The 18,657-nt window shown below is 74.1% G+C and carries 1 protein-coding gene; it reads left to right on the forward strand.

Annotated elements, in window-relative coordinates; genetic code table 11:
- The first annotated feature begins 3 nt into the window (after positions 1-3).
- Positions 4-18,657 (forward strand): non-ribosomal peptide synthetase, encoded by an 18,654-nt coding sequence (locus tag JK363_RS29205; protein ID WP_201879397.1) that lies wholly within the window; start codon positions 4-6, stop codon positions 18,655-18,657.

The raw sequence follows: 18,657 nt of genomic DNA on the forward strand, positions 1-18,657 counted from the left end.
ATCATGAACGACCGTTACGAGACGTCATCCGGCCAGCCCACCGCCGGTTCGACCGCCGCACCCCAGGAGGCCCCTGGCCTGCCTCCGGCGGAGTGGAACGCCACCGGCCGTGATGCTTCCCGCGCGCCGCTGGACGCGCTCTTCGCGGTGTGGGCGGCGCGTACGCCGGACGCTCCGGCGCTGGTGGCGCAGGACCGGACGTGGTCCTTCGGCGAGGTCGAGGAGTGGGCGAACCGGCTGGCGCACCGGCTGATCGGGCGCGGGGTGGGACCGGAGCGGGTGGTGGCCCTGGTGCTGCCGCGCTCGGCCGAACTGGTGGTGGCCGAGCTGGCGGTGGCGAAGGCCGGAGGTGCCTTCCTCCCGGTGGACCCGGCACACCCCGAGGAGCGCCGGGCCATGATGCTGGCCGACGCCCGGCCCGTCGTGGTGCTGGACGATCCGGTGGCCATCCGCACCGTGACCGGCCCCGGCCGGGCGCCCGGCGACGCGGACCGGCTCGCCCCGCTGCTGCCGGAGCATCCGGCGTATGTCATCTACACCTCGGGATCCACCGGTGTCCCCAAGGGGGTGCTGGTGGCCCACGGCGGCCTGGGGAACTTCTCGGCCGCGGCCGCCGAACACTACGCCGTACGGCCGGGCGACCGGTGGTTGCAGTTCTCCTCGCCCAGTTTCGACGCCTCGGTGCTGGAGCTGTGCTCCTCGCTGCTGGCGGGGGCCGCGCTGGTGGTGCCTCCGGAAGGGCCGCTGCTGGGGGCCGAGTTGTCCGCCGTACTGCGCGACCACGCGGTGACCCACGCCCTGGTCCCCCCGGCGGCCCTGGCGACGGTGCCCGCGGAGGAGGCCCGCCGGGGACTGGAGGCTCTGCGCACACTGATCGTGGGCGCCGAGGCGTGCCCCGCCGGTCTGGTGGACCTGTGGGCGCCGGACCGGCGGCTGGTCAACTCCTACGGTCCGACGGAGGCCACCGTCGTGGCCACCTGGACCGGTGCGCTGCGCGCGGGCTCCGGCACCCCGCCGATCGGCCGTCCGCTGCCCAACACCCGGGTGTACGTGCTGGACGGGGCGATGCGGCAGGTGCCGGTCGGCACCACCGGTGAGCTGTACATCAGCGGCGCGGGGGTGGCCCGCGGCTATCTGGACCGGCCGGGGCTCACGGCAGAGCGTTTTGTCGCCGCCCCCTTCGGTCCGCCGGGCGGCCGGATGTACCGCACCGGCGATCTGGCGCGCTGGACGGCCGACGGGGAGCTGGAGTTCCTCGGCCGCACCGATCACCAGGTCAAGGTGCGCGGGTTCCGTATCGAGCTGGGCGAGGTGGAGGCCGCGCTCGCCCGCCATCCGGAGGTCGGGGCCGCCGTTGTCACCGTCCGGGAGGACGAGCCGGGGCTGCGGCGGCTGGTGGCGTACGTGGTGCCCGCCGGTGGCGGGACACCGCCGGGGGCCGCCGGACTGCGGGCCGCGGTGAGCCGGGTGCTGCCCGCGCACATGGTGCCGTCCGCCTATGTCGTACTGGACGCCTTCCCCCTCACCCCGCACCGCAAGGTCGACCGCGCGGCGCTGCCCGCGCCGCGCTCCGCCCCCGACGGGGACGCCCGCCACATCGCTCCGCGCACCCCGGCCGAGGCCGCCCTCGCCCGGATCTGGGCCGAGGTGCTGCCGGTGGACACCGTGGGTGTCGAGGACGACTTCCTCGGGCTCGGCGGCGACTCGGTCCTGGGAATCCGGCTGCTGTCCCGGGTCCGGGCGGAGCTGGGTGCTGAACTGACGCTCCGTGAACTGCTGGACGCCCGGACCGTGGCACGGCTGGCGCGGGCGCTGCCCGCCGAGCCCGTGGCCGCGGACCCGCCGATCCCGCCCGCGCCACGTGACCGCCCGCTGCCGCTGTCCGCCGCCCAGCGGCGGCTGTGGTTCCTGGACGACCTGACCTCCGGCGGGACCGAGTACAACACCGGGGCCGGGCTGCGGCTGAGCGGCCCGCTGGACACCGAGGCGCTGTGCCGCGCGCTGGACGGGCTGGCCGCCCGCCATGACGCGCTGCGCACCACCTTCGCCACGGTGGACGGCCACGGGGTGCAGCGGGTGGCCGAGCGGGGCACCGTACCGCTGGAGCGCACCGATCTGACCGGGCTGACCGCCGCCGAGCGGGCCGGGGCCGTCGACGCAGCTCTGACCGAGGAGTTGAGCCGCCCCTACGACCTGGAGCGGGGGCCGCTGACCCGGGCACTGCTGATCCGGCTCGCCGACGACGAGCACCTCCTGCTGCTGGCCCAGCACCACATCGTCACCGACGGCTGGTCGGTCGGTGTGCTGGTGCGTGAACTGGCCGCGCTCTACGGGGGGCAGGTGGCGGGCACGGACTCCGGACTGCCGCCACTGCCCCTCCAGTATCCGGACTACGCCGCGTGGGAGCGGAGCCGTCCGGCTCCGCCGCGGCAGGAGACGGATCTGAAGTACTGGCGGACGAAGCTCGCCGGGATGCAGACACTGGAGCTGCCCACCGACCAGCCCCGGCCGCCGGTGCGCACCACCGCGGGCGCGGTCCACCGCCATGAGCTGCCCGCCGATCTGGTGGCGGATCTCGTCCGGCTGGGCCGGGAGCGCGGCACCACGCTGTTCACCCTGCTCGCGGCGGCGGTGTCGGTGCTGTTCGCGCGCTATTCGGGGCAGCGGGACATCTCCTTCGGCACCGTCACCAATGGACGTCACCGCAGCGAACTGGAGTCCGTCGCCGGGTTCTTCGTCAACACCCTGGTGCTGCGCTCCGAGGTGGACGGGGACACCACGGTCGAGCAGTTCCTCGACACCATGCGCGAAACGGTGCTGGACGCGTTCGGCCATGACGAGCTGCCGTTCGAGCGTGTGGTGGAGGAGCTGGCCCCGCAGCGCGATCCCAGCCGCAATCCGCTGGTGCAGGCGCTGGTCGTCCAGCAGAGCGCGATGGTGCCGACCCGGGAGGCCGGGGAGCTGCGGATCACCGAGCACCCACTGCCGCGGCCCGCCGCGCGGTTCGACCTGGTGCTGGAGTTCCTGCCGCGGGAGAGCGGTTCGCTGGGTCTGACGGTGGAGTACAACTCCGATCTGTTCGACGCCGGGACGATGGAGCGGATGGCCACCCATCTGCACCGGCTGCTGACGGGCATGGCGGCGGCTCCCGAAACGCCCCTGATCGAGCTCCAGATGCTCACCGACGCCGAGTGGCACACGATGCTCGATTCCTGGAACGGGCAGGGGCGCCCGGCCCCGGACACCACGCTGCCCGAGCTGTTCGAGGCACAGGCGGCTCGCAGCCCCTCGGCTCCCGCGGTGGCCCACGGGGATGTCCGGCTCTCCTACGGCGAGCTGAACCGGCGCGCCAACCAGCTGGCCCGGCTGCTGATCGACCGTGGTATCGGCCCGGAGCGCCTGGTGGCGCTGGCGCTGCCGCGCACCGCCGACCTGGTCGTGGTGGTGCTGGCGGTACTCAAGGCGGGCGCGGGCTATCTGCCGGTGGACCCCGGCTATCCGCCCCGGCGCATCGCTCTGATGCTGGACGACGCCACGCCCGCGGTGGTGCTGACCACCGGTGAGACGGCCGGATGTCTGCCCCCGGGCGCGGAGATCCTGGTCCTGGACGACACCGCGGTCCGCTCCGATCTGGGCTCGCGCGGGGACGGCGACATCACCGACGCCGAGCGGACCATGCCGCTGGACCCGGCCCACCCCGCGTATGTCATCTACACCTCCGGATCCACCGGCAGGCCCAAGGGCGTGGTGGTCACCCACCGCAGTGTGGCGGCTCTCGCGGCATGGGCCGAGGCGGAGTTGGGGCGGAGCCGGCTGACCGATGTGGTGGCCTCCACCTCGCTCAACTTCGATGTGTCGGTGTTCGAGCTCCTGTGCCCGCTGCTGGCCGGGGGCAGTGTCGAGGTCGTCCGGGATCTGCCCGCGCTGCTCGATCCGCGGGAGCGGCCGCGCACCCCCGGGCTGATCAGCGCGGTGCCCTCGGTGTTCGACCGGATCCTGGCCGGGGACACGGTGGCGTTGAGTGCCGGGACGGTGGTGCTGGCGGGCGAGGCGCTGTCCGCCCGGACCGTACGGGACGTCCGCGCGGCCATGCCGTCGTGCCGGATCGCGAATCTGTACGGGCCGACCGAGGCCACGGTGTACGCCACCGCGTGGTTCTGCGACGGCGCGGCGCCCGAACAGGCCCCGCCGATCGGCCGTCCGGTGGCGGCCACCCGCGCCTACGTCCTGGATCCGACCCTGCGTCTGGTGCCTCCCGGGGTGACCGGGGAGCTGTACCTCGGTGGCCAGGGGCTGGCCCGCGGCTATCTCAACCGGCCCGCGCTGACCGGCCGTCGCTTTGTGGCGGACCCCTTCGGCACGCCCGGCAGCCGGATGTACCGCACCGGTGATCTGGTGCGGTGGAACGGTGACGGCCGGCTGGAGTACATGGGCAGAGCGGACGACCAGGTCAAGATCCGCGGTTTCCGCATCGAGCTGGGCGAGGTGGAGACGGCGCTGCTGCGCCACCCCGAGGTGGCCGGGGCCGCGGCCGTCGCCAAGGAATCCGGCGACCTCAAGCGGCTGATCGCCTATGTGGTGGCGGCGCCGGGGGCCACGCCGGACCCGGCCGGGCTGCGCCGGTTCCTGCGGCGCGCACTGCCCGACTACATGGTGCCCGCCACCGTCCTGGTGCTGGACCGGATGCCGCTCAACCCCAACGGCAAGCTGGACCGGAGCCGGTTGCCCGACCCGGACTGGAGCGCCACCGCGGCCCATGGCTATGTGGCGCCGCGGACCGCCACCGAGCGGACCCTCGCGGCGGTGTGGGCGGGGATCCTGCGGATGGAGCGGGTCGGGGTGGAGGACAACTTCTTCTCCCTCGGCGGCGATTCGATCCTCAGCATCCAGGTGGTGTCCCAGGCGCGGCAGGCCGGACTTCCGCTCACCTCGCGCGATGTCTACCGCCATCAGACGATCGCGGCGCTGGCCCTGCATCTGGACACCTCCGCCCCGGCCGAGCTGCCGGTGGCGTCCGGGGACCAGGAGGCCACCGGCGAGCTGCCCCTGACGCCCATTCAGCGGTGGCTGTTCGCACACGACTCGGAGCGGGCCGGACACTTCAACCAGACCGTGTCCGTGGTCCTGGCCGAGGATGTGGACGAGGAGGCGCTGCGCGGCGCCCTGGCGGAGCTGTCGGCCCACCATGACGCGCTGCGCTCCCGCTTCCCGCTGCACGGCGGCGGGCCCGGCCGCGGCCAGTGGATCGACGGCGCCGGGTCCATGGCGGTGCTGCGCCATGCCACCGGCGACGACGTCGCCCATCTCGGCGGCTTCGATCTGGCGGCGGAACCGCCGCTGCGCGCGGTGTTCGAGGAGGGCGGCGACGGACGGCGGCCGGTGCTCCACCTCACCGTGCACCACGCCGTAGTGGACGGTGTCTCCTGGCGCATCCTGCTGGAGGACCTGGACACCGCCTACCGCGCCCTGGCCGGGGGCGGCCAGGTCCGGCTGCCCGCGAAGTCGTCCTCACTGCGCCACTGGGCGCTGCGGCTGACCCGGCACGCGGAGGCCGGAGGGTTCGACGACGAGACGGCGTACTGGACCGAGGTGGCCGCCGGGTGCGATCCGGAGCTGCCGACGGACCGTCAGGGCGCCAACACCTACGCCTCGGCGCGCTCGGTCACCGTCCGGCTCGGCGAGGACGAGACCACCGCCCTGCTCCAGACCCTGCCCGAGGTGTACCGGACGCAGGTCAACGATGTGCTGCTGAGCGCGCTGGCGCGGGTGCTGACCAGGTGGACCGGACGGGCCCGGGTCCCGGTGGACCTGGAGGGACACGGCCGCGAGGAGCTCTTCGAGGACGTGGATCTGTCCCGTACGGTCGGGTGGTTCACCACCCGTTTCCCGGTGGCGTTGAAGCTGCCCGACGGCGACTGGGGCACGGTGCTCAAGTCCGTCAAGGAGCAGCTGCGGGCGGTGCCGCGGCGCGGTCTGGGCTACGGGGTGCGGCGCCATCTGCTCCGCCCCGAGGGCTTCCCGGACGGTCCCACGGCGGGGATCAGCTTCAACTACCTGGGCCAGTTCGCACTGCCGGGTGAGGGCGACGGGCTGTTCCGGGACACCCACCGCGAACTCTCCCTGGACGCCGACCCCGAGAGCCCGCGGCCGCATCCGCTGGAGGTGGTCGGCCGGGTCGAGGGGCGGACCCTGGAGTTCACCTGGTTCTACTCGGCCCAGCTGCACCACGAGGAGACCGTGGCCCGGCTGGCGGAGGAGTTCCGCCGGGCGCTGGTGGAGATCGCCCGGTACGGCAGCGCCCCCGGCGCGGGCGGCCGTACCCCGTCCGACTTCCCGCTCGCCACACTCGACCAGGCCACCGTGGACCGGCTGGCGGGCGACGGTGCCGCGGTGGAGGACATCTACCCGCTCACCCCCACCCAGGCGGGCATGCTGTTCCACCGGCTGTCCCAGGACGACCGGCGGGTCTACTTCCAGCAGTTGGCCTTTGTGCTCGACGGGGTGCCCGACCCGGAGTCGCTGGCCGACGCCTGGCAGCGGGTGGCCGACCGTACGCCGGTGCTGCGCAGCCGCGCAGTGTGGGACGGGGTGGCCGAACCGCTCCAGGTGGTGGAGCGCGCGGTGCGGCTGCCCGTCACCCACATCGACTGGCGGGGGCTGGCCGAGGACGAACGCCGGGAGGGCTTGCGGCGGTTCCTCGCCGAGGACCGGGAACGCGGTCTGGACCCGGGCACCGCGCCGCTGAGCCGGCTGGCGCTCGCCCGGCTGTCGGCCACCGAGGTCCAGGTGGTGTGGACCTTCGACCATCTGATCCTGGACGGCTGGAGCCTGTTCCAGGTGCTGTCGGACATCTTCCACTGCCATGCGCGGGCACACGAGGGCGCGACCGGCGCCGCCATGGCCGACGGGCTGCCCAGCCGCCGTCCGTTCCGCGACTATGTGGCCTGGCTGCGGGAGCGCGACGGGGCGCGGGCCGAGGAACACTGGCGGGCCCGGCTCGCGGGGCTCACGGAGCCCACCGCGCTGCCCTACGACCGGGAGCCCACCGAGACCCATCACGCCGAGTCCACCGAGGCGGTGCGGATGACCGTGCCCGCCGACACCTCCCGGCGTCTTGAGGAGCTGGCCCGGGACGAGGGGCTGACGGTGAACACCCTCCTCCAGGGGGCCTGGGCGCTGCTGCTGTCCCGGCAGACCGGGAGCCCGGACGTGGTGTTCGGTACGACGGTGTCCGGGCGCCCTGCCGAACTCCCGGGCGCGCCGGACATGAACGGGCTGTTCATCGCCACCCTGCCGACCCGGGTGCGGGTGCCGTCCGGCTCCACCCTGCTGAGCTGGCTGCGGGAGGTGCAGTCGGCGCAGACCGAGGACCGGCGGTTCGACTTCGTCTCCCTGCCCCGGCTGCGGTCGTGGACCGGGCTCGCCGAGCGGGTCAACCTCTTCGACAGCATCGTGGTGTTCGAGAACTACCCGGTGGGCGGTGACCTCGCCGCCGCACACGGGCTGGCACTGCGGGAGCTCGACGGGGTCGAGACCACCAACTACCCGCTGAGCCTGGTGGTCTACCCGGGCGAGGAGCTCACCCTACGGCTCGGCTACGACCCGGCGCTGTTCGACGAGGTCACCGTGGAACGGATGGCGGAGTATCTGTCGGTGCTGCTCGCCACCATGGCGGAGAGCCCGGACCGGGCGCCGGCCCGGCTGCCGATGCTCACCCCCGAGCGCCGCCGCCAGGTGCTCCAGGAGTGGAACGACACCGCGGCGCCGGTGGCGATGAGCACCCTGCCCGAACTGTTCACCGCCCAGGTGCGGCGGGCCCCGGACGCCATCGCGCTGGACGGCGCGTGCGGCCCGGTGACCTACCGGGAGCTGGACATCCTCGCCAACCGGCTGGCCCACCGGCTGATCGGGCTCGGTGTCCGGCCCGAGCACCCGGTGGCGGTGCTGATGGACCGTTCGGCGGAGCTTCTCGTGGCGCAGCTCGCCATCGTCAAGGCGGGCGGGGTGTATGTCCCGCTGGACGTCCGGGCGCCGGAGGACCGGCTGCGCACGGTGCTGGCCGAGGCGTCGGCGGACGTCCTGCTGACCGACCGGGTCCGGCAGCGCACCGCCGCGGACGTGCCGCACGGCGGCCGGACCGTGGTGGTGGCGCCCGGCGAGGACGGGAGCGGTCCCGGTGCTCCGCCGCGGGTGGCGGTCTTCCCCGACTCCACCGCGTATCTGATGTTCACCTCCGGCTCCACCGGGCGGCCCAAGGGGGTCGCGGTGCGCCACCGCGATGTGGCCGCGCTCGCCGCCGACCGCGCCTTCGCCGGGCACCAGCGGGTGCTGGTGCACTCCCCGCAGGCGTTCGACGCCTCCACCTACGAGGTGTGGGTGCCGCTGCTGCGCGGCGGCACCGCCGTCCTCGCGCCCGAGGGGGACGTGGACGCGGACACCGTGCGCCGGGCGATCGACACCCACGGGGTGGGCTGTCTGTGGCTGACCGCCGGACTGTTCCGGCTGCTCGCGCAGGACGCGCCGGAGTGTCTGCGCGGCGCACGGGAGGTGTGGACCGGCGGTGACGTGGTGCCCGCGGCGGCGGTGCGCCGGGTGCTGGACGCCTGTCCGGGGCTGACGGTCGTGGACGGCTACGGGCCCACCGAGACCACCACCTTCGCCACCCGGCGGGCCTTCCGCGCCGGGGAGGAACTGCCGCGCGCGCTGCCCATCGGACGGCCCATGGACAACACCCGGGTCCATGTCCTGGACGCCGCGCTCGAGCCCCAACCACCCGGTATCCCGGGCGAGTTGTATATCGCGGGCGCGGGTCTCGCGCGCGGCTACCGGAACCGTCCGGGTGCCACGGCCGAGCGGTATGTGGCCGATCCGTTCGGACCGCCCGGGTCCCGGATGTACCGCACCGGGGACATCGTGGCCTGGACCGACGACGGTGAACTCACCTTCGTAGGACGGGCCGACGACCAGCTGAAGATCCGGGGCTTCCGGATCGAACCGGGGGAGATCGAGGCCGCGCTCGTCCGCCACGAGGCGGTGGCGGAGGCAGTGGTGACCCTCGCCCGGGACGGGGAGCGCACCCTGCTGACCGCTTACGCGGTCCCGGTCCGCGGCGGCGCCCTGCCCGGCGCCGAGGAACTGCGCTCCTTCCTCGGCGTCACGCTGCCGGACTACATGGTGCCCGCGGTGTTCACGGCCCTGGCGGAACTGCCGCTCACCGGCAATGGCAAGGTGGACCGCCGACGGCTGCCCGCACCGGACTGGACGGCGGCGACCGGCGCCGGATACGTGGCACCCCGCACCGGCGCCGAGCGGGCGCTCGCGGAGATCTGGGGCGCGCTGCTGGGCCGGGACCGGATCGGGGTCGAGGACAACTTCTTCATGCTGGGCGGGGATTCGATCCTCAGCATCCAGGTGGCCTCCCGCGCCCGGCAGGCGGGGCTGACGCTGACGCCCCGGGAGCTGTTCCGGCACCCCACCATCGCGTCGCTGGCCACCGTGGCGCGGACCGACGCCCGTCCCGCGGCCGACACCGGCCCGGTCTCCGGGGAGGTGCCGCTCACCCCGATCCAGCGCTGGTTCTTCAGCACCCACACCGCCCGGCCCGGCCACTTCAACCAGTCCGTGGTGGCCGAACTCGGCGCGGACCCCGACCTCCCCGCGCTGCGCGCGGCACTGGCCGCGCTGCTGGTCCACCACGACGCGCTGCGGATGCGCTTCGAGCGGCGGGCGGACGGCACCGTACGCCAGTACTGCCCGCCGCCGGACCCGGCGGACGTGGTGCCGCTGCGGGAGGTGGATCTGTCAGGTCTGGACGCGGCGGAGCGGCGGGCCGCGCAGGACACGGCCATCGCCGAGGCGAACGCCGGATTCGAGCTGGAGCGGGGGCCGCTGCTGGCCGCGCGGCTGCTGCGCGGAGCGCCCGGCGAGCCACCGATGCTCTTCCTGACGGTGCATCACCTAGTGGTGGACGGAGTGTCCTGGCGGGTGCTGCTGGAGGATCTGGACACCGCCTACCGCCAGGCACTCCGGGACGAGCCGATCGTGCTGGGAGCGCGGACCACCTCGCTGCGGGACTGGTCCCGGCGGCTGGCCGGACACACCGCCGCTGGCGGCTTCGACGCCGAACTGCCCCACTGGACGGCGGTGGCGGCGGAGTGTGACACCGGGCTGCCGGTGGACGGCGCCGGGGAGAACACCGTGGCGGCGATGGAGTCGGTCACCGTGCGGCTGGACCGCGAACTGACCACCGCGCTGCTCCAGCGAGTGCCCGGGGTCTACCGCACCCGGGTCGACGACGTCCTGCTCGCGGCACTGGGCCGGGTACTGGCCGACTGGACCGGACGCCGCCGGGTCACCGTGGACCTGGAGGGCCACGGCCGGGAGGAGCATCTGCTCGACGGGGTGGATCTGTCGCGTACCGTCGGCTGGTTCACCACCATGTTCCCGGTGGCCCTGGACCTTCCGGCGGGCGGCTGGGGCGAGACGCTGAAGTCCGTCAAGGAGCGGCTGCGGGCTGTCCCCGCGCGGGGCATCGGCTACGGGGCGCTGCGCCATCTCGCCCCGGCGGACCACCCCGCGGCCTCGGAGCTGCGGACCGCCCCGGAGCCCCTGATCAGCTTCAACTACCTCGGTCAGTTCGACTGGTCGGAGCCCGGGGAGGACACCACGTCGCTGGTGCGCGGCGTGCGGGGCGGGCTGGGCGGTGACGCCGCACCGGAGTCGGTCCGGGCCCATCTGCTGGACGTGGTGGGCCGGGTGGAGCACCGGTGCCTGGAACTCACCTGGTACTACGGCACGGCCACGCACACCGAGGAGACGGTGACCCGGCTGGCCCGGGAGATGGTGCGCGCCCTGGAGGAGATCGCCGGTCACTGCGCCGAGCCCGGCGCCGGGGGCCGTACCCCGTCGGACTTCCCGCTGGCCCGGCTGGACCAGGCCGCGGTGGACCGGATCGCCGGGGACGGCCGCGAGGTGGCGGACCTCTATCCGCTGACCCCCATGCAGGCGGGCATGCTGTTCCACCACCTCGTGGACCCGGCCTCGGACGCCTACGTCAACCAGGTGCAGCTGACGATGACCGGGGTGGGCGACCCGGAGGCGCTGGCCACCGCGTGGCAGCGGACCGCGGACTCCAATCCGATCCTGCGCACCCATCTGGTGTGGGCGGACACCCCCGAGCCGCTCCAGGTCGTCCGGCGGCGGGCCGCGGTGCGGATCGTCCACCACGACTGGACCGGGCGGCCGGAGCGGTGGCGGGACGCCGAACTGGACCGGCTGCTCGCCGAGGACCGGGCCGCGGGCATCGACCTGGGCACCGCGCCGCTGATGCGGCTGGCCCTGATCCGGCTGTCGGCGGACGAGGTCCGGCTGCTCTGGACGTTCCACCACTGCCTGCTGGACGGCTGGAGCGCGGCGCAGGTCTTCGACGAGATCTGCGAGCGCTACACGGCACTCACCACCGGGCGCGCGGCCGCGGTGCCGTCCCGCCGTCCCTTCCGCGCCTATCTGGGCTGGCTGGCCGAGCAGGACACCGCGGAGGCCGAGCGGTTCTGGCGCGGGGCGCTGGCGGGCTTCACCTCGCCGACCGAACTGCCCCGTGACCGGCCCGCGGTGGAGGCGCACCGCACGGCGTCCTCGGGTACGCACAAGGTCACCCTGGGGGCCGAGGAGTCGGCCCGGCTGCGGACCACGGCCCAGCGCGCCGGGCTGACGATGAACACCGTGGTGCAGGGGGCGTGGGCGCTGCTGCTGGCGCGCTACAGCGGTACGGACGACGTGGTGTTCGGCACCACCGTCTCCGGGCGTCCGGCGTCGCTCGCGGGTGTGGAGTCGATGGTCGGGGTGTTCATCAACACGGTGCCCACCCGGGTGCGGGTGGACGGCGGCACACCGCTGCCGGTCTGGCTGCGGGAGCTCCAGACGGCCCAGTCGGAGTCCCGGCGCTTCGACTTCGTGTCCCTGGCACAGCTGCGGAGCTGGAGCGAGGTGCCCGGGGGGATGAACCTCTTCGACAGCATCGTGGTGTTCGAGAACTATCCCTTCGACAGCGAGGCCATCGCGGCACACGGTCTGGGTATCCGGCAGGAGCGGGATCTCGAACCGACGAACTACGCGCTGAGCGTGGTGGTGGCGCCCGAGGAGCGGCTGTCGATCTCGCTGGACTACGACCCGGCCGCGTTCGACGCGCCGACCGTCGAGCGGCTGGGCGCCTGCTTGCGCGGCCTGTTGGAGGAGATGGCGGCCGATCCGGCCCGCCGGGTGGCGGAGCTGCCGCCGGCGGGCGCGGTGGAGACCCGGCGGATCCTGGAGGAGTTCAGCGGGCCGGTGGCCCCGGCGCCGCGGGCGGTGCTGCCGGAGCTGTTCCAGGCGCGGGCGGCCCGGACGCCGGACGCGGTGGCGGTACGGGGAGAGCACGGATCCCTCAGCTACCGGGAGGTGAACGAGCGCGCCAACCGGCTGGCCCGGCTGCTGATCGCCGCGGGCGCGGGCCCCGAGCGCTTTGTGGCGCTCGCGCTGCCGCGCACCCCGGATCTGGTGGTGGCGCTGCTCGCGGTGCTGACGTCGGGGGCCGGATATCTGCCGGTGGACCCGGCGTATCCGGCGGAGCGCATCGCGTTCATGCTCGAGGACATCGCCCCGGACATCGTGCTGACCACCGGGGAGACCGGGGCGCGTATCCCGGCCGGGAGGACGGCTCATCTCGCCCTGGACGACGCGGAGTTCGCCGAACGGCTGGCCCGGGAGGACGCCCGCGACATCACCGATTCCGAGCGGCGCCACCCGCTGGACCCGGGCCATCCCGCCTATGTCATCCACACCTCGGGCTCGACCGGCACCCCCAAGGGTGTGGTGGTCACCCATGCGAGTGTGGCGGCGCTCGCGGTGTGGGCCGAGGCGGAGTTCGGCGCGGAGGGGCTGTCCCATGTAGTGGCCGCCACCTCGCTCAACTTCGATGTGTCGGTCTTCGAGATCCTGTGCCCGCTGCTGGCCGGTGGCTCGCTGGAGATCGTCCGCGATCTGCTCACCCTGGCCGAGCGGACCGGGCCATGGTCGGCCAGTCTGCTCAGCGCGGTGCCGTCCGCGCTGGGGCAGGTGCTCGGCAAGGGCGCGGTGTCGGTCACCGCGGACACCGTGGTGCTGGCGGGTGAGGGGCTGGCCGCCCGCACCGTCCAGGAGGTGCGCGCGGCGATCCCGGGCTGCCGGGTGGCGAACATCTACGGCCCCACCGAGGCCACCGTCTACGCCACCGCGTGGACCTGCGATCCGGCGGACCCCGGCCGGACCCCGCCCATCGGCTCCCCGGTCGCCGCCACCCGGGCGTACGTCCTGGACGCGCGGCTGCGCCCGGTACCGGTCGGGGTACCCGGGGAGCTGTATCTCGCCGGGGCCGGACTGGCCCGGGGGTACGCGGGGCGTCCGGGGCTGACCGCGGACCGGTTCACCGCCGACCCCTTCGGGCCCGCGGGCGGCCGGATGTACCGCACCGGGGATCTGGCGCGCTGGGACGCCGACGGGCAGCTGGAGTACCTGGGCAGGACCGACGACCAGGTCAAGGTGCGGGGTTTCCGGATCGAACTGGGCGAGGTCGAGGCCGCGCTGGCCCGCCACCCGGAGGTGGCCGAGGCCGCGGCGGCCGTGGTGGACACCGCGGGCCACAAGCGGCTGGCCGGGTATGTGGTCCCGGCCCCGGGAGCGTCGGTGGATCCGGCCGCGCTGCGGTCGTTCCTCGCCCACAGTCTGCCCGACCACATGATCCCGGCGGCCGTGGTCTCCCTGGAGCGGCTGCCGCTGGGCACAAGCGGCAAACTCGACCGGCGGGCGCTGCCCGCGCCGGACTGGGCCGCCCCCACGGCGGGCCGGGTCGCACCGCGCACGGGGACCGAGAAGGCGCTGGCCGGGATCTGGGCCGAGGTCCTGGGGGTGGAGTCGGTCGGCGCCGAGGACAACTACTTCGCCCTCGGCGGCGATTCCATCCTCAGCATCCAGATCGTCTCCTCGGCCCGCCGCGCCGGAATCGAACTGACACCACGTCATCTCTTTGAGCACCAGACCGTGGCGGCCCTGGCCGCCGCCGCGGAGGGCGCGGTGTCCTCGGCGGCCACCGCCGAACAGGGGCCGGTCCTGGGCGAGGTGCCGCTCACCCCGATCCAGCACTGGCTGTTCGAGAGCCTGCCGGAGAGCCCCTGGCACTTCACCCAGTCGCTCTCCGCCGAGCTGACCGGACCGGTGGACACCACCGCGCTGGGCGCGGCGCTGGCGGTCCTGCCGGCCCACCACGACGCCCTGCGGATGCGGTTCGAGCGCACCGGGGACGGCCCCTGGCGGCAGCACAACGCCCCGCCCGGTGCGGAGGCGGCGCTCGAGGTGGTCGATCTGTCCGGCCACGCGCCCGCGCTGCGGGAGACGGCGCTGCGGGAGGCCGCGGCCCGGATCGAAGCCGGATTCGACCTGGCCCGGGGGCCGTTGCTGCGGGCCGCCCTGTTCACCCGGGGCGAGGGGCAGCGCCCCGTCCTGCTGCTCACCGCCCACCACCTGGTGGTGGACGCCGTCTCCTGGCGCATTCTGCTGGAGGACCTGGACACCGCCTACCACGCGCTGGCCGAGGGCCGTACGCCCGAACTCGGCCCGAAGACCACCTCGTTCCGGGAGTGGTCACTGCGGCTGCGCGACCATGCGGCGGCCGGGGGCTTCGCCGCCGAACAGGGCTACTGGGCGGCGCTGGACGGCTGCGCCGAGCTGCCCACGGACAGTGAGGGGCCCAACACCGTGGCCTTCGAGGAGTCCGTGGCCGTCCGGCTGGACACCGGCGCCACCCGCGCCCTGCTCCAGGACGTGCCCGGTGCCTACCGGACCCGGATCAACGATGTGCTGCTGTGTGCGCTGGGGCGGGTGCTCGGCCGCTGGACCGGCCGGGACCGGGTGCTGGTGGACCTGGAGGCGCACGGCCGCGAGGAGATCTTCGAAGGCGTCGATCTCTCCCGTACCGTCGGCTGGTTCACCAGTATGTTCCCCATCGCGCTGGAGGGTTCCCCGGCAAGCGGTCCCGCGGAGACGCTGAAGGCCGTCAAGGAGCGGCTGCGGACGGTGCCGCGGGGCGGTCTCGGCTACGGCGCGCTGCGCCATCTGCTGCCCGGCGCCGCGCCGGACCTCCCGGCCGCGCCACCGCGGATCAGCTTCAACTACCTGGGGCAGCAGGACGGGACGCTCCCCGGGGCGGGCCAGGACGGCGGGCTGCTGCACACGCTGCGCGACGCTCTGGACGGCGGAATGAGCGCGGACGCGCCCCGGCCGCATCTGATCGATGTGGTCGGCCGGGTGGCGGACGGTGAGCTGGAGCTGGCCTGGTCGTACTCGCGCGGTCTGCACCGGCGCGCCACCGTGCTCCGGCTCGCCGAGGAGATGGCCGAGGAGCTGCGGGCGATCGTCGCGCTGTGCGCCGCGCCGGGCGCGGGCGGCCGGACGCCGTCGGACTTCCCGCTGGTCGCCCTGGACCAGGAAACCGTGGACCGGCTGGCGGGCGACGGGCGGAACGTGGCGGACATCTATCCGCTGACCCCGACCCAGTCCGGGCTGGTCTTCCACGGTCTTGCCCAGCAGGGCCAGGGGCTCTATGTGGAGCAGGCGACCTTCGTGCTGGACGGGGTCCGGGACACCGCCGTACTCGCCGCCGCCTGGCAGCATGTCGTCGACCGCACCCCGGTGCTGCGCAGCGAGGTGGTGGTGCGCGGGGTGCCCGAACCGCTCCAGATCGTGCGGCCCGCCGCGGTCGTGCCGATCGAGGAACACGACTGGAGCGGGCTGGACGAGGACGGGCGCGCCGACGCCCTGGACCGGCTGCTGGAGGAGGACCGCGCCCGAGGTCTCGACCTCACCGCGGCGCCCCTGCTGCGGGTCGCCCTGGCCCGGCTCTCCCCCACCGAGGTGCGGGTGCTGTGGACGTTCCACCATGTGCTGCTCGACGGGTGGAGTGTCTTCCAGGTGCTGTCGGACGTCTTCGCCGCACACGCCGCACTGGCCGGGGGAAAGACACCGCAACTGCCGTCCCGCAGGCCGTTCGCCGACTATGTGGCCTGGCTCGGCCGCCAGGACCGCACCCGGGCCGAGGAGCACTGGCGCACGGCGATGGCGGGGTTCGTAGCGGCCACTCCGCTGCCCTACGACCGCAAGGCCACGCCGCATACCCCGACCCGCTCCTCGCGCTGGCTCTCACGGCGGCTCGGCGAGCGGGAGACCGCGGCGCTCCAGGACTTCGCCCGGCGCCACCGGCTCACCCTCAACACCGTGGTCCAGGGCGCCTGGGCGCTGCTGGTGTCGCGCTGGAGCGGTGAGACGGACGTGTGCTTCGGGGCCACCGTCTCGGGGCGGCCCACCGAACTGCCCGGCGCCGACAGCATCACCGGCATCTTCATCAACACCCTGCCGGTGCGCACCGAGGTGGACGGCGGGGTCGCCACCGCGGCCTGGCTGCGGACGCTCCAGACCCGGCAGGCCGAGGCCCGCGGCTTCGGCCATGTGCCGCTCTCCCGGATCCAGGGCTGGAGCGGGGTGCCGGGCGGGGACAGTCTCTTCGAGAGCCTGGTGGTGTTCGAGAACTACCCGATCAACAGCTCCGCCGCCGCGGAACACGGTCTGGCGGTGCGCGACCTCCATGCGCTGGAGAGCACCAACTACGCGCTCACCGTGGTCGTCTCCCCCGGTACCGAGCTGGCGGTGGAACTCGGCTGGGATCCACGGCTGTTCGACGAGATCACCGCGGAGCGGCTGGCGGCCCAGCTGACCCAGGTGCTCGGCGCCCTCGCCACCGCCCCCGACGAACTGCCGCTGGACCGGATCGACATCCTGCCCCCGGCGATGCGCCGGCGGATCCTGACCGAGTGGAACGACACCGCCCGCGAGGCACCGCTCGCCACCCTGGCCGAGCTGTTCGAGGCGGCGGCGGACCGCCGTCCCGACGCCCCCGCGGTGGTCTCCGCCGACGTCGAGCTGTCCTACGCCGAGCTGGAGCGGCGGGCGAACCGCCTCGCCCACCGCCTCATCGCCCAGGGGGTCGGCCCGGGCAGGATCGTGGCCCTGGTCCTGCCGCGCTCGGTCGAGATCGTGGTGGCCCAGCTCGCGGTGGCGAAGGCCGGGGGTGCCTATCTGCCCGTCGATCCCGACTACCCGGCCGGGCGGATCGCCATGATGCTCCAGGACGCCGCGCCGCTGGTCACCCTGGAGGGCCCGGACGCGGTGGAGGTGCCCGACGGGCCGGACCACCGCCCCGGCGAGGCGGACCGGCACGGCCCCGTCGGCCCGGACGACGCGGCGTATGTCATCTACACCTCGGGCTCCACCGGGACCCCCAAGGGGGTAGTGGTCACCCACCGCGGGCTCGGCGGCTTCGCCGCCGCGGAGGCCGAGCACTATCAGGTGCGGCCGGGCGACCGGGTGCTGCAATACGCCTCGCCCAGCTTCGACGCCTCCGTACTGGAGCTGTGCATGTCGCTGCCCGCCGGGGCCTCGCTGGTGGTACCCGAGCCCGGTCCGCTGCTGGGCAACCATCTGGCCCGGGTGCTGCGGGAGCGGCGGATCACCCACACCCTCATCCCGCCCGCGGCCCTGGCCACCCTGCCGCCGGGCACCGAGGAGGAACTGCCCGCCCTGCGGACGCTGATCGTCGGAGGGGACGCCTGCGGTGCGGAGCCGGCGGCCCGGTGGGCCCCGCACCACCGCGTGATCAACTCCTATGGGCCCACCGAGGCCACCGTGGTCGCCACCTGGTCCGATCCGCTCACCGATGAGGGCACCCCACCACCGATCGGACGGCCGGTGCCGGGCACCCGGGTGTATGTGCTCGACCGGCGGCTCCGCCCGGTGCCGCCGGGGGTGCCCGGGGAGCTGTGGATATCCGGTCCGTCGCTCGCCCGCGGCTATCTGGGCCGTCCGGGGCTGACCGCGGAACGCTTCGTGGCCGATCCCTTCGGCCCGCCGGGGAGCCGGATGTACCGGACCGGCGATCTGGCCCGCTACGACGCCACGGGCCGGATCCACCACCTGGGACGCACCGACCACCAGCTCACACTGCACGGCTACCGCATCGAGGCCGGGGAGGTGGAGACCGCGCTGTGCGGCCATCCCGCCCTCGCCGAGGCGGTGGTGACGGTCCGGGAGGACGAGCCCGGGGCGCGCCGTCTGGTGGCTCATGTGGTCCCCGCCGCCGGTGCCACCGCCCCGGACGGTGCCGAACTGCGTGCCCTGCTGGGCCGGACGCTGCCCGGCCACATGATCCCGTCGGCCTTCGCCGTACTGGACCGGCTGCCGCTCACGGAGAACGGCAAGACCGACCGCGCGGCACTGCCCGCGCCCGCCCCCGCCGCCGCGCCGGCGGTCCGCTTCGTCCCGCCGCGCACCCCCACCGAGGAGGTCGTCGCGGAAATCTGGGCGGAGGTACTGGGGGTGGAACGGGTCGGCGCGGAGGACGAGTTCTTCGCGCTGGGCGGTGACTCGGTGCGCAGTCTGCTGATCGCCTCCCGGGCGAAGGAGGCCTTCGGCCTCGAGCTGACCCCGCGGGACATCCTGACCGCGCACACCGTCTCCGGCCTCGCCGACCTGGTCGAGGAGTACATCCTGCGCGAACTCGAAGACGCCGCCGCGGGCGGCGACCACGACGAACGGTAG

This window comes from Streptomyces coffeae (genome assembly GCF_016741875.1).
Lineage (GTDB): Bacteria > Actinomycetota > Actinomycetes > Streptomycetales > Streptomycetaceae > Streptomyces > Streptomyces coffeae.

What these genes read in the sequence shown, in the direction of transcription:
- JK363_RS29205 (WP_201879397.1), top strand. Translation starts at nt 4, where the DNA reads ATGAACGACCGTTACGAGACGTCATCCGGCCAGCCCACCGCCGGTTCG.